This window comes from Streptomyces celluloflavus, assembly GCA_000720995.1.
GTDB lineage: Bacteria > Actinomycetota > Actinomycetes > Streptomycetales > Streptomycetaceae > Streptomyces > Streptomyces celluloflavus.
In genome coordinates this window covers 64478-77659 of record JOEL01000029.1, presented here as the reverse complement: position 1 = coordinate 77659, position 13182 = coordinate 64478, and the positions used below count along the sequence as shown (strand labels likewise).

The following is a 13182-nucleotide window of genomic DNA, read 5'->3' as shown; positions in this document are numbered from 1 at the left end:
CCCGCGCTCCCGCCCCGCCCCCGCCCCGTCCGTATCGCCGCCACCGCGACCGCCGTCGGGCTGCTCACCGGATTCTTCGGCGTCGGCGGCGGCTTCGTCGTCGTCCCGGCGCTCACGCTCGTACTGGGCCTGGAGATGCCGGTCGCCATCGGCACCTCGCTCCTGGTCATCCTCATCAACTCCGGTACCGCGCTGGCCACCCGGGCCGGTACCGGCGCGCTGGACTGGCCGCTGCTGGCCGGCTTCGCCGCCTGCGCGGCGCTGGGCAGCTACCTCGGCAACCGGCTCACCACCCGGCTGCCCCCGCAGCTCCTGACCACCGCCTTCGCCTCCCTCGTCACCCTCCTCGCCGTCACCATGGCGGCCGCCGCCCTCCCTCATCTGTAACGGCCCCACCCGCACCACAGCCCCAACTCGTCCCCCGTACACCGCTCTTGTCCATCAGGAGGATCCGCATGACGCCCGCCGCCGCACCGTCCCACCACCCCGTTCTGATCGTCGGGGGCGGGACCGCGGGTATCACCGTCGCCGCCCGGCTGCGCCGCGCCGGCGTCCGGGGCATCGCACTGCTGGAACCGTCCGAAACGCACTGGTACCAGCCGCTCTGGACGCTGGTCGGCGGCGGTCAGGCCCCGCTGCGCGCCTCGCTGCGTACCGAGGCGGAGGTCATCCCGCCCGGTGTGCGCTGGCTGCGCGAGCGCGCCACCGCCGTCGATCCGGCCGCCCGCACGGTCACCACCGGGTCCGGCCGGGTGCTGTCCTACGGGCGGCTGGTGCTCGCGCCCGGTCTGCGGCTCGACTGGGACGGCGTACCGGGCCTGGCCACGGCCCTCGGCCACTCCGGCGTGACCAGCAACTACCGGCCCGATCTCGCCCCGCTCACCTGGGACCTGATCCGGCGGATGCGGCGCGGTACGGCCGTCTTCACCATGCCGTCCGGGCCGGTGAAGTGCGGCGGCGCCCCGCAGAAGATCGCGTACCTGGCGGCCGATTACTGGCGCAAGCGCGGTGTACTGGGCGCGATCCGGATCATCCTGGTCATCCCGGAGCCCGCCCTGTTCAAGGTGCCGGTCTTCGACCGGGCCCTGACGGAGACGGCCCGGCGCTACGGCATCGAGGTACGGCTGCGCTCGGAGCTGACCGGTCTCGACGGCACGGCGCGCGAGGCCGAGATCACCGATCACGCGGCCGGTACGAAGGAGACCGTCCGCTACGACCTGCTGCACGCCGTACCGCCGCAGGCCGCCCCCGAGTGGCTGGCCGAGGGCCCGCTCGCCGACCCCGGCTCCCCCTACGGGTACGTCAAGGCCGACCGGGAGACCCTGCAACACCCCGACTTCCCGGACGTGTTCGTCCTGGGCGATGTCGCGAACCTGCCCACGTCCAAGACGGGCGCCGCCATCCGCAAGCAGGCACCGGTCGTCGTCGCCAACCTGCTGGCCGGGCTCCGCGGCCGCCCCGCCGCCGCCCGCTACGACGGCTACACCTCCTGCCCCCTGGTCACCGCCCGGCACAAGATGCTGCTCGCCGAGTTCGACTACGACCTGAAGCCGACGCCCTCGTTCCCCTTCATCGACACCACCCGCGAGCGCACCGACATGTGGTACCTCAAGCGCTACGGGCTGCCGCAGCTCTACTTCAAGGGGATGCTCAAGGGGCTGGCTTAGCACTCCGGACGAAATGGTCGTCGCCGCGACGGCCCGGCGGTGCGAGACCCCGGCAGAGCTCGCCGGGGCTCCCGGAATACCCCGCTCCGTGCGGGAGTTCAGGGGGGTATCCCCTGCGCGGCGGCGTTCTCTCCGAGTGCCGGCTTTCCCAGGGGCGAGCGAAGGATGGGTGAGAGATGAAGTCCGTCATCCGGACGGCTGCCGGCGGACCCGAGGTCCTCCAATACGTCGAGCGTCCGGTGCCGGAGCCCGGCCCCGGCGAGGTACGGGTCCGGGTGCACGTCTCGGGAGTCAACCCGACGGACTGGCGCAGCCGCAGACGCGCGCTGCCGCCGGGCATGCCCGAGCAGGTGCCCCACCAGGACGGCGCCGGGGTGATCGACGCCGTCGGTCCGCAGGTCGACCCGGCACGGGTCGGACAGCGGGTGTGGATCTGGGAGGCCGCGTGGCAGCGGCCCTGGGGAACGGCACAGCAGTACACGCTCGTCCCCGACGGGCACGCCGTCGCCCTGCCGGACCACGCTCCGTTCGAACTCGGCGCCGCCCTGGGCGTCCCGGCCCTGACCGCCCACCGCGCGCTGACCGTTCATGACGGCGGACCGGGTCGTATCGGGCCCGGCACCCTGCGGGGCATGACCGTGCTGGTGGCGGGCGGCGCCGGCGCGGTCGGCAACGCGGCCGTCCAGCTCGCCCGCTGGGCCGGAGCGCGTGTCATCACCACGGTCAGCAGCCCCGCCAAGGCCGCGCTGGCGCGCGCGGCCGGTGCCCACCAGGTGGTCGACTACCGTACGCAGGACGCCGCCACGGAGATCCTGGCCTTCGCCCCCGAGGGCGTCGACATCGTGGTGGAGGTCGCACCGGGCGCCAACACCGCTCTCGACATCGCGGTAGCCGCCCAGGGAGCCGTGGTGGCCTACTACTCGGGCGGCGAGGGCGAGCAGTTGTCCGTCCCGGTACTCACCTCCCTGCCGGCGAACCTGCGCTGGCAGAGCGTCTTCGTCTACACCGTGCCGTCCGCGGCGAAGCAGCAGGCGCTCACCGACGTCACGGCGGCCGTGGACGCGGGCGCGCTGCGCGTGGGCGAGGAGGCCGGACTGCCGTTGCACCGCTTCGCGCTGGAGCGCGCCGCCGACGCCCACGCCGCGCTCGAACAGGGCGTGATCGGGAAGGTCCTGCTCGATATCCCGTGACGAGGTGCGATCCCATGGCGAGGAGCGACCGTGCCCCGTCGCGCCGGCCGGCAGCGGTGTGACGGCGGTCGCGGACCCGGAGCCCTACGGCGAACCGTCCGGGGCCGAACCTCTCCCGTTCGCTGTGTGTGTGGGGGGCTCGTCGCCCTCGGCCCGGCGGCCCCGTGAGCACGGGGCCGCCGCTCCCCTCTCAGCCCTGGGCCGTCTCCCCCACGGCCGCCATGTCCGCCACCACACAGGCGATGTTGTCCGGCGCCCCCGCCGCGTGGGCGAGCGCGACCAGGTCCCGTACTGCCTGGGCGGGATCGGCGGCCGTGGTCAGCACGTCCTGGACGGCCTCGGGCGGTGCCACCGCGGAGAGGCCGTCGGTGCACAGCAGATAGCGCTCCCCCGGCCGTGCCTGGAGCAGTTGCAGATCGGGGGCGAAGGCCGGGCCGCCGTCCAGTGTCCGCAGCAGCAGGGCGCGCTGCGGGTGGCCCGGGGCCTCCTCGGGGGTGAGCCGGCCCTCGTCGACCAGCGACTGGACCAGGCTGTGGTCGTGGGTGATCCGGAAGAGCCCGGAGTCCCGCAGGACGTAGGCGCGCGAGTCGCCGACGTGCACCAGCGCGAGCTGCGAACCGGCGCGGAGCAGCGCGGTGAGGGTGCTGCCGGTGGCCGCGTCCCCGGACGGGGCGGCGGCGCGGTTGGCGCGGTGGGCCGCCTCCTCCAGGGCGGTGAGCGGGTCCGTGGCGGTCAGGTCCGTCTCCTCTACCGTCTTGAGCTGCTCGATCGCCGCGGTGGCGGCCGGGCCGCCGCCCGCGCCGTAGCCGTCGGCGACCGCGAGCAGCCGCGGTCCCGCGTAGGCCGCGTCCTGGTGGGCGGTGCGGACCAGTCCCCGGTCGGTCAGGGCGGCGCAGCGCATCGTCAGCGCGGTGTGCGGTTCGGTCATCTCTGGGTGCTCCCTCGTCCTCGACAGCTGATCGACGAGGAAGGCGGCCAGGTCGCGGCGGGCCGCGGTGTCGGCCTCGACCCGCTCCCAGTAGGCGGCGACCGCCCCGGCCGCGGCCGCGGGCGGCAGTTCGCACACCTCGCGGATGCGGGCCAGCGGCATGCCGAGCCGGCGCAGCCAGGCGACCAGCCGGGCCCGCGCCAACTGGGCCGGGGCGTAGTGCCGGTAGCCGCTGACCGGGTCGACGCGGGCGGGCGTCAGCAGCCCGAGCTCGTCGTAGAGCCGCAGCGCCTTCGGCGAGAGTCGGGACGCCCGTGCGAACGCCCCGATCGTCAGCAGTCCGGCGTCCGTGCGCCGCTCTCCGTCCACCTGTCGCCCGGCCTTCCCGGCCGCCTGCCCGGCCTTCCTCGTACCGGGCGGGTCGCCCGGCACCGCCGATGCTGTGGCTTCCCCCAGGGGCAAGGTCAACCGTCCGCCCGGCCGCCCGCCGCCAGCCGGTCCAGTGCCGCGACCGTCAGTGCCTTGACCCCCGTGGTCAGCGTCGGCCGGACGACGGGGACGAAGCGGGGCGAGTGGTTGGAGGGGAGGTCCGCCAGCCGCCCGGCCGCGAACGCGGTGTGGAACTCCTCGGGGTCCCAGCCGCCCAGCCACCAGTAGTACAGCGGTGCGTCGGCGGCGGTGGCCAGCAGTCCCACGTCCTCACTGCCCGCGACCGGTTCGTAGGCGAACAGCTGCTGCGGGCCGAGGAGTTGGGCGAACGCCTCGTTGACCTCCCGCAGCGTCCCGGGCTCGTTGACGGTGACCGGGAAGGACTCCTGCGCCTCGATCTCCGGTTCGCGCGGCGCCCCCGACGCGGCGGCCTCGGCGCGGGCGATGCGGTCGATGGCGGCCAGCACCGCGGTCCGAACCGTCTCGTCGAAGCTGCGGACGCTGAGGCGTACGACGGCCCGGTCCGGGATGACGTTGGAGGTCTCCCCCGCGTGGAAGGCGCCGACGGTGACGACCGCCTGGTCCTTGGGCGCGACCTCGCGGGACACCACCGACTGCACCCGCTGCACGAACGCCGCCGCCATCAGGATCGGGTCGACGGTGGTCTCGGGGCGCGAGCCGTGTCCGCCGGTGCCGTGGAAGGTGATCTCCAGGCTGTCGGAGGCGGCCATGCAGGGGCCGGGGCAGTACGCGATGAGCCCGGCGCCGAACGGGGCGACGTGCTGGCCGAGTACGACATCGGGGGTGGGCACCAGGCCCTTGCGGTAGAGGCCGTCGTCCAGCATGGCGCGGGCGCCGTGGCCGGTCTCCTCGGCGGGCTGGAAGAGCACGACCAGGGTGCCGGACCAGCGGTCCCGGCCGGTGGCCAGCAGGTCCGCCGCGCCCAGCAGGCAGGTGACGTGCACATCGTGCCCGCAGGCGTGCATCCGGCCGGGCACGGTGGAGGCGTACGCCAGGCCGGAGCGTTCGGTGACGGGCAGCGCGTCCATATCGGCGCGCAGCAGGACCACCGGCCCCGGCCCGTTGCGCAGCACACCGGTGACACCGGTACCGCCGATACCGGTGGTGACGTCGTAGCCGAGGGCGGTCAGCCGGCGGGCGGCCTCGGCGGCCGTACGGGTCTCCTGGAAGCCGAGCTCGGGATGCCGGTGCAGGTCTTCGTACAGCGCCACGAGGTCCGCCAGGCGGGCGTCGAGCGGGGCCAGGACGGCGGCGTACGGAGACGCGGGAAGGGAAATGTCACTGTCGCTCATACAAGCATTCGACCACGGGAGAACCCGCCCCTCCGGCACCGCCGCGCCACCGCCGCCACCGGGGCGCCCCGGGCGGCGCTGGCCGGACTTCGCGGGTGGGCGGCGGGCTTTCCGTGACACCCGGGGCCACGGCTGCCACCGTGGATCAACCTGCCCAAGACGATGACCGGAGGCGGACGTTGGCCACTTCATCCACCCAGCCGAGCGGTGTGCCCGTCGACATCGCGACCCATCTGCTGGACCAGGCCATGGGTCACTTCTTCTCCGCCGCGCTGCGCACCGCGGCCCACCACCGCATCGCCGACCGGCTCGCCGAGGGACCGCGCACCGCCGAACAACTGGCCGACGCCACCGGTACGCACCCCCCGCACCTGCGGCGCGTACTGCGCTATCTCGCCACCCGCGGCATCTTCCGGGAGGACGCCGCCGGCGCGTACCAGCTGACACCGGCCGCGAGACAGCTGTGCACCGACGCACCCGACTCACTGCACACCGCGATATTGATGATCACCGACGAGATGTTCCTGCGGACCTCGGCCGGTATGCAGGAGGCGGTGCAGCACGGCGGAGCGGCGTTCGAGCGGTTCTTCGGAGCGCCGTTCTTCGACCATCTGCTGTCGGATCCGGCCAAGCGCGATCTCTTCGACCGCGGGATGTCCTCACTGTCCGGCCCTGTGGACGACGCGGTGGCCGCCGCGTACCCGTTCCCCGAGACCGGCACCGTCGTCGACGTCGGCGGCGGCCGCGGCGGTCTGCTCCGTGCCGTACTGCGCCGCCGGCCGCGGCTGGACGGTGTCCTCTTCGACCAGGCCCCGCCGCTGGCCCAGCATCTGCTGGACGGCGACGAGCTGAAGGGCCGCTGGCGCACCGAGGAGGGCGACTTCTTCGCCGCGGTACCGGAGGGCGGTGACCTCTACGTCCTCAAGCACGTCCTGCACGACTGGCCGGACGACGCCTGCCGGCGCATCCTGCGCGCCTGCCGCGCGGCGATGGGGACGGGCAGCCGGCTGCTGGTCGTCGACTGCGTACTGCCGCAGGGCAATGCCCCGCACTTCGGGAAGACGATGGACGTCGCCATGATGGCCATCGTGGACGGGCAGGAGCGCACCGCCGACGAGTTCGCCACCCTGCTCTCCGCGGGCGGCTTCCGCCTGACCCGCACCCTGCCGACCAGCGCCTTCCCGTCGATCGTGGAGGCGGTGCCGGAGTAGTGCCCGGCCGCCCCGGGGGAACCCGCGCACCCGCCGGGGACGGTGTCGGACGGAGGCCGGAGGGGAGGGGGCGGGTACCCCTCCGGCCCGCTCGGGTCCGCTCCGGACCGCTCCGGACCGCGGACGGCTGCGCGGCGGGTACGGCGCAACCGTCCCCGCGCGCGGAGGATCAGCTCACCGCCGCCACCGGCGACACCCGTACCGCGTGCACCGGCAGCGCCCGCTCCGGGTTGTCCGGCTCGTCCAGGCACCGCCCCGTCCGCAGATCGAAGAGGTGCTTGTACATCGGCGAGGCGACCGTCGGCGCACCGTCCACGCTGCCCGTGATGCCGTTGGCGATGACCTGCGCCCGGGAGAACGGATCGAGGTTGCCGACCGCGTACACCGCACCGTCCCGGTCCCGGAAGAGCGCCGCCTGCGAGCCGTCCGGCAGCTTGGCCGCGACGCCCCGCGCCGGCTCCAGGTCCCCGTAGGCACAGATGGTGATCCACTCACCGGTGTCGGTCTTCAGCTGGACAGGTGCGGTGGCGTCCATGGCTCGTAACTCCTTTGTCTGACGAGACGGATGGGGCCGCAGATGCGGCGCGTGCTCGTACGGCCGGGGAACCGGGGCCGCGGATCGTACGCCGCCCCGCCTACCCGGCATGCGCCGGCTCGTTCACGAACTCCGCGAACCGCCGCAGCTTCTCGGGGTCGTCCAGCACCGCCGCCCACTCGTCGCGGTACGCCGCGATATGCCGCTCCATCTGCTCCTCCAGTTCGGCGCAGATGCCGAGCGCGTCCTCGACCACGATCTCGCGCAGCCGCTCGATGCCGCCCTCCAGCCGCTCCAGCCAGGCCGAGGTGCGCTCCAGCCGGTCGCCGGTGCGCAGGTAGTACATGAGGTACCGGTCGGTGATCCGGAAGAGCTCGGCGGCGGACAGATCGGCGGCGAGCAGCTCGGCGTGGCGCGGGTTCGTCCCGCCGTTGCCGCCGACGTAGAGGTTCCAGCCGTTCGCGGTGGCGATGACGCCGATGTCCTTGCCGCGCGCCTCGGCGCATTCGCGCAGGCAGCCGGAGACGCCGCCCTTGAACTTGTGCGGGGCGCGCAGCCCGCGGTAGCGCAGTTCCAGGTCGATGGCGAGCTGGACGGCGTCGCCCTGCCCGAAGCGGCAGAACTTGCTGCCGACACAGGACTTGACGGTCCGCAGCGACTTTCCGTAGGCGTGCCCGGACTCGAAGCCGGCGTCGACCAGCCGCCGCCAGATGGCGGGCAGCTGTTCCTTGCGGGCGCCGAAGAGGTCGATCCGCTGACCGCCGGTGATCTTCGTGTAGAGGCCGTGGTCGCGGGCGATCTCGCCGATGACGATGAGCTTCTCGGGGCTGATCTCGCCGCCGGGGATGCGCGGTACGACGGAGTAGGTGCCGTCCTTCTGGAGGTTGCCCAGATAGAGGTCGTTGCTGTCCTGGAGGGCGGCCTGTTCGCCGTCGAGGATGTGGGACAGGCCCAGTTCGGGGGCGAGCGAACCGAGGACGTTGCCGACCACCGGTTTGCAGACCGCGCAGCCCGCACCGCCCGTCCCGTGCTTCTCCAGCAGTTCGGTGAACGAGCGGATGCGCTCGGTGCGGACGGTCTCGTACAGCTCGGCGCGGGTGAGGTCGAAGTGCGGGCAGAGGCCGCGGGCCTTCACCACGCCCAGCGCGTCGAGTTCGGCGTCCAGGATGTGCTGGAGGGTGCCGGCGCAGCCCCCGCAGCCGGTGCCCGCCTTGGTGCAGCGCTTGACGCCGCCGAGGTCGGTCAGCCCGTGCTCGGCGACGGCCGCGCGGACGGCGCCCTTGGTGACGTTGTGGCAGCTGCAGACGACCGCGTCGTCGGGGAGCGTATCGGCGCCCGGCAGCGCCCCGGCGCCGTCGGCCGGGAGCAGGAACGCCTCGGCGGGTGCGGGCAGCGGCCGGTCGGCGCCGGCGTGCGGCCGCAGTGAGCCGTAGGCGTCCGCGTCGCCGACGAGGATGCCGCCGAGCAACTGCCCCTCGGGGCCCAGCAGCAGCTTCTTGTAGACGCCGTCGCGGTTGTCGGAGAAGACGACGGACACCGCGCCGCCCTTGCCCTCGGCGGCGAACGGGTCGCCGAAGGAGGCGACATCGGCGCCGAGCAGCTTGAGTTTGGTGGAGGTGTCGGCGCCGGTGAAGACCGAACGGCCCTCGCCCGCGAGGCGGTCGGCGACCACCTCGGCCATCTGGTAGCCCGGCGCAACCAGTCCGTAGACCCGGCCGTCCGCGGTCTGCGCGCACTCGCCGATGGCGTACACATACGGGTCGGCGGTGCGGCAGTGCTCGTCGACCAGGACGCCGCCGCGGTCGCCGACGGCCAGTCCGCTCATCCGGGCGAGCTTGTCGCGCGGTCGGACGCCGGCGGAGAAGACGACCAGGTCGGCGCTGATCCGGGTGCCGTCGGAGAGGACGAGGCCGCGCGTCATACCGTCGGCGTCCACATCGACCTCGTGCGCGCCGACACCGGTGTGCACGGCCACGCCCATCGCCTCGATGGTGGTGCGCAGCGCGGCGGACCCGCCGTCGTCCACCTGCATCGGCATCAGCCGCGGCGCGAACTCGACGACATGGGTGGTCAGTCCGAGGGTGCGCAGCGCACCGGCCGCTTCCAGGCCGAGCAGTCCGCCGCCGACGACGACGCCGGTCGCCGCGTGGCGGGCGTAGTCGGTGAGCGCGTCGACGTCGTCGAGGGTGCGGTAGGTGAAGCAGCCGGGGGCGTCGGCGCCCTCGATGGGCGGTACGAACGGGTAGGAGCCGGTGGCCAGTACCAGCGCGTCGTAGGAGAGGGTCAGGCCCGACGCGGAGGTGACGGTGCGGGCGGTGGTGTCGATGGCCGTGGCCGGATCGCCGAGGGCCAGTTCGATACCGTGCCGGGCGAAGAAGTCACTGTCGGCGAGGGTGAGTTCGTCGTGCGGGGTGCCCGTGAAGGTGGTGGTCAGGTGCACCCGGTCGTACGCGGGCCGGTCCTCCTCGGCCAGCACCACCACATGCCAGCCGGGGAGGCCCGGGTTCCCGATGTCGGCGAGCGCGCCGCGTTCGGCCAGCGCCTCCAGCAGGCGCTGTCCCACCATGCCGTGTCCGACGAGCACCAGGGTCTGGGACCGGGACCGGTTCGCAGTCATGGGAACTCTCCTCGCATACGGCGTGGCACCGGCGGCGGCGACATCGCAGCCGGACCGCCGCGGCTCTTCGACACCTCGACCGTAGTGGCGCGCACCGCCCGGACCGGCCCGAAAAAGACCTGCTTCCAAGGGACTTGAGTCCCGCCGCCGATGGCCCTATGGCCTGCCACCACAGGGCTTTGGCCGCCTGTTTTCGGCCACCGCGGGCAGTAGCGTGGCACCTACGGGCCGCGCCTCCCCGACCAGCGGCGACGGCCCGGCACTCCACCGGCCCCGCCCCGGGCCGACCGCGACGCCCTTCGGGAGGCCGCCATGCCGCAACTCGTCCTGGCCGTGCACGGCAGCGCCGATCCCGAGGCCGCGGACACCATCGCCCGGCTCGCCGCACTGATCACCGGCCTTGGCGGAATCCAGCCCCTGATCGGCCATCTCGATGTGCAGCGGCCGAGCCTGGCAGACGTCCTGGCACGCCTGTCCGGGGACGGCCGGGGCCGGGGCCTGGAGCAGGGCCTGGACCTGGGTCCGTTCGAGGCCCCGTACGCGAACCCGTCCCCGGACCCGTACGCGGCCCCTTACGCCGGCCCGGAGCGGGCCGGCCGCGGCGCGGTCGTCGTACCGCTGCTGCTGGGCGACGGCTACCACCGCCATATCGACCTCCCTGCCACCGTCGCGGCCGCCCGCGCCGACGGGCTGGAGTGCGCACTGACCGCCGGGCTGAGCGGCGAGGTGGCGGTGGCCTTCTCGCTGTACGAGCGGCTGCGCGCGGCGGAGCGGCGGGCCGGCGGGAAGGCCGACGCGATCGTGCTGGCCTCGGCCGGCTCCGGCCGCCCCGGCGGCACCGACGGCGCGGTGCGGGCCGCGCGGCAGCTGCGGCAGTTGCTGGGCGGCGAGCGCGGCCCGGTCCCGGTCCGGGCCGCCTACTGCTCGTCGACCGGACCGGACGCCCCGGCCGTCCCCGAGATGATCGAGCGGCTGCGCGTCTCCGGTCACCGCCGTATCGCCCTCGCCACCCACCTCCTCGCCCCCGGCCGCTTCACCCGGGCCCTCGCCGGTACGGACGGCGCCTGGGCGGTCTCCGCACCGCTCGCCGACCATCCGCGCCTGGCCCACCTGGTCCTGCGCCGCTACACCGCCGGCCGACTCGCCCTCACCCCCGACCTCGCCGCCTGACCCACCCGACCCGGCGGGCACGCCGACATACCGGTCCCGACGCGGGCGCGCCGCCGTGCCGAGCCACACCTCACGGCCCCCTGGAGCTCTTCTTCGGCCTGCGCTTCGTCGTGGCCATCGCGCAGGCCGGCCGGCAGTTGGTGCACGCCCTGGCCGAGGGACGCCTCGGACACGGCATGTCTCATCCACTGCGAGCCGACGCGAAAGCCCCACCTGGACGGGGTTCCGGGCGGGGCCGGTACGGAGCGGCTCAGGAAGCGTCGCGCCGCCAGTTTTCCAAGGTGGGATCCAGGGCCGAGTGGTACGTCCCGGTCCCCCGGCAGTGCTTGCAGGCGCCCATACGCGCAACTGTCTGCGCGTCGTTTCCGAAGGGGTTGACGCCGGGGACGTACGCGTACGTGTTCTGTACGGCCCCGGTTCCGTGGCACCACCGGCACGTCGCGCCCGTCGGCTCGGATTCGGGGGTGTACTCGCGCTCGGTCACCGGGATTGCCCCTGCACCATGCCGTTACCCGAGCACGCGCCGCACGTCTCGGGTGTGGGGACCTCGTTGCCGTTCCCGTCGCTCTTGTACTGCACGATCACCCCTTGTCCGCTGCAGGAAGAACAGACCTGCATCCCTACCGGGTCTTCACTCATGAGCCTAGTCCTCTCCACCTGATTGAATCCGCTATCCGTTCGGCGTAGCTGTCCTGGTTCACACCGGACGGAGCCCGCCCCTCTCTTGATTCCCCTCCATCTGCGTCTGCGCACCAGCCGCCAGGCGTTCGGGGGGGCACACCGCGGTCCCGCCGACCGGGCCGCCCGCCTCGCCGACCGTCGCCGTCGCCGTCGCCGTCGGCACCATGCTCTCGGCCCGCCAGAGCGGGACCCCGCAGGAGTAGCCTCGGCGCAAGCACGCCACGTCGCCCATAAGCGTGCCGAACGGCCGTCCGCAGCCCGCGCACCGGTCCCCCGCCCCCATCCGCCCGCCCCACACCCTCCGTGCACCACACCTCACCCAGCGACGTCACGCACCTCCGGCAACTCCATTCCCCATCCCACGAGTTGTGAGAAAACCGGCCAACTTCCCACCGCCCCGGCGGACCGCCCGTACCAACACCACCCCGCCCGTAAACCCCATCAATTCGCCGCCAATGAGCCCCACTTCCGGGGCCGCCGCCCGCGCGTTCCCCGCCGGTCGCCGGGCGTCGTGGCGGCGGCCCCGCAGAGACGCGGTAGGGTGCAGATTGCCCTTTTTATGCCCGCAGAGAGCTCGCGCGGGTCCGCAGGGGGCCGCTCACCCGTCCGCATCTGAGGAGACGCAAGCCATGGCCCCCCGCCACGCCCAGTCCCCCGCGCGCAAGAGTCTGACCCGGCGCGGCAAAGCCGTGAGCGGTCTCGCCCTCACCACCTTGGTGGGTACCGCCCTGTGGGCCTGGCCCGCCTCGGGCGACGACCACAACAGCCACCCGGACGCCAAGCACGGCACCCCCACGACGACTTCCCGCCCGGACGCCGCCGAGGCCGCCGACCCCGAGGCCGCCATGGCCTTCCGGCCGATCCCGGGCCTGAGCGACGCCGCCAGGAAGCAGATCCCGGCCGGCACCCGCCAAGTGCTGGTCGTCACGGGCCAGGGCGTGAACTCCACCAGCTCGGCCGTCATCCTCTACACCCGTGCCAAGGGCTCCCAGAACTGGCGGCCGGGCCCCACCTGGGCCGCGCACAACGCCGCCCACGGCTGGACCAAGGACCACCGCTACGGCGACCTGCGCTCCCCGGAGGGGGTCTACGCGCTCACCGACGCGGGCGGCCGGCTGGCCGCGCCCCGGGGCACCCGACTCCCCTACGACCACAACAACAGCTTCGTCGCCCATGGCACCGGCGTCGAGGGCGAGCCGCTGGCCGGCGCCTTCGACTACGTCATCGCCATCAACTACAACCGGGTGGCGGGCTCTTCGCCGCTGGACGCCCGGCGCCCGCTGGGCGCGTCCAAGGGCGGCGGCGTCTGGCTGCACGTCGACCACGACGGCCCCACCCAGGGCTGCGTCAGCCTCAAGCCCGCGGTGATGAAGGAACTGCTGCGGACGCTGGACCCGGCCCAGCACCCCGTCATCGTGATGGGCCCGCCCGGACACTGACG

10 protein-coding genes are annotated in these 13182 nt (G+C 73.6%); 6 read left to right on the top strand and 4 right to left on the bottom strand.

The features are described 5' to 3' along the window. The 3 genes from IH09_RS23890 to IH09_RS23880 form a co-directional block, all read left to right on the top strand. Positions 1-387 (top strand): sulfite exporter TauE/SafE family protein (locus IH09_RS23890; protein WP_190233387.1); only part of this gene is annotated, 387 nt, incomplete at its 5' end. A 68-nt stretch (positions 388-455) separates the two neighbouring features. Then, a complete protein-coding gene (locus IH09_RS23885; protein ID WP_052859516.1) occupies positions 456-1667 on the top strand; it encodes an NAD(P)/FAD-dependent oxidoreductase in 1212 nt (403 codons plus the stop codon). Positions 1668-1843: 176 nt separating this feature from the next. Continuing rightward, entirely contained in the window at positions 1844-2857 is a 1014-nt protein-coding gene (locus tag IH09_RS23880; protein WP_110952543.1) for an NADPH:quinone reductase, read from the top strand. Positions 2858-3047: 190 nt separating this feature from the next. Here IH09_RS23880 and IH09_RS23875 read toward each other — a convergent pair whose 3' ends face one another. Together IH09_RS23875 and IH09_RS23870 are read right to left on the bottom strand one after the other, a co-directional pair. Beyond that, positions 3048-4154, bottom strand: coding sequence for a MerR family transcriptional regulator (locus IH09_RS23875; RefSeq protein WP_052859515.1), 1107 nt, complete (start codon positions 4152-4154; stop codon positions 3048-3050). Positions 4155-4249: 95 nt separating this feature from the next. Continuing rightward, on the bottom strand, positions 4250-5527 hold the full coding sequence (locus IH09_RS23870) for an amidohydrolase (RefSeq protein ID WP_110952542.1): 1278 nt from the start codon (positions 5525-5527) through the stop codon (positions 4250-4252). Between the two features lie 179 nt (positions 5528-5706). On the opposite strand from IH09_RS23870, the gene IH09_RS23865 reads away from it, so the two are divergent. After that, complete coding sequence (locus tag IH09_RS23865; protein ID WP_052859514.1) at positions 5707-6738, top strand: methyltransferase; 1032 nt, start codon at positions 5707-5709, stop codon at positions 6736-6738. A 169-nt stretch (positions 6739-6907) separates the two neighbouring features. Here IH09_RS23865 and nirD read toward each other — a convergent pair whose 3' ends face one another. Further along, positions 6908-7273 (bottom strand): nitrite reductase small subunit NirD, encoded by a 366-nt coding sequence (gene nirD, locus IH09_RS23860; protein ID WP_052859513.1) that lies wholly within the window; start codon positions 7271-7273, stop codon positions 6908-6910. Positions 7274-7373: 100 nt separating this feature from the next. Beyond that, a complete protein-coding gene (gene nirB, locus IH09_RS23855) occupies positions 7374-9890 on the bottom strand; it encodes a nitrite reductase large subunit NirB (protein WP_110952541.1) in 2517 nt (838 codons plus the stop codon). A gap of 312 nt (positions 9891-10202) precedes the next feature. Between nirB and IH09_RS23850 the strand changes: the two genes are divergently transcribed. Together IH09_RS23850 and IH09_RS23840 are read left to right on the top strand one after the other, a co-directional pair. Beyond that, the gene (locus tag IH09_RS23850; RefSeq protein ID WP_052859512.1) at positions 10203-11060 is read left to right on the top strand and encodes a sirohydrochlorin chelatase; all 858 of its coding nucleotides are present in this window, start codon (positions 10203-10205) and stop codon (positions 11058-11060) included. A gap of 1310 nt (positions 11061-12370) precedes the next feature. Then, the gene (locus IH09_RS23840; RefSeq protein ID WP_052859510.1) at positions 12371-13180 is read left to right on the top strand and encodes a L,D-transpeptidase family protein; all 810 of its coding nucleotides are present in this window, start codon (positions 12371-12373) and stop codon (positions 13178-13180) included. The last annotated feature ends 2 nt before the right edge of the window (positions 13181-13182 follow it).

What these genes read in the sequence shown, in the direction of transcription:
- IH09_RS23885 (WP_052859516.1), top strand. Translation starts at nt 456, where the DNA reads ATGACGCCCGCCGCCGCACCGTCCCACCACCCCGTTCTGATCGTCGGG.
- IH09_RS23880 (WP_110952543.1), top strand. Translation starts at nt 1,844, where the DNA reads ATGAAGTCCGTCATCCGGACGGCTGCCGGCGGACCCGAGGTCCTCCAA.
- IH09_RS23870 (WP_110952542.1), bottom strand. Translation starts at nt 5,527, where the DNA reads ATGAGCGACAGTGACATTTCCCTTCCCGCGTCTCCGTACGCCGCCGTC.
- nirD (WP_052859513.1), bottom strand. Translation starts at nt 7,273, where the DNA reads ATGGACGCCACCGCACCTGTCCAGCTGAAGACCGACACCGGTGAGTGG.
- nirB (WP_110952541.1), bottom strand. Translation starts at nt 9,890, where the DNA reads ATGACTGCGAACCGGTCCCGGTCCCAGACCCTGGTGCTCGTCGGACAC.
- IH09_RS23850 (WP_052859512.1), top strand. Translation starts at nt 10,203, where the DNA reads ATGCCGCAACTCGTCCTGGCCGTGCACGGCAGCGCCGATCCCGAGGCC.
- IH09_RS23840 (WP_052859510.1), top strand. Translation starts at nt 12,371, where the DNA reads ATGGCCCCCCGCCACGCCCAGTCCCCCGCGCGCAAGAGTCTGACCCGG.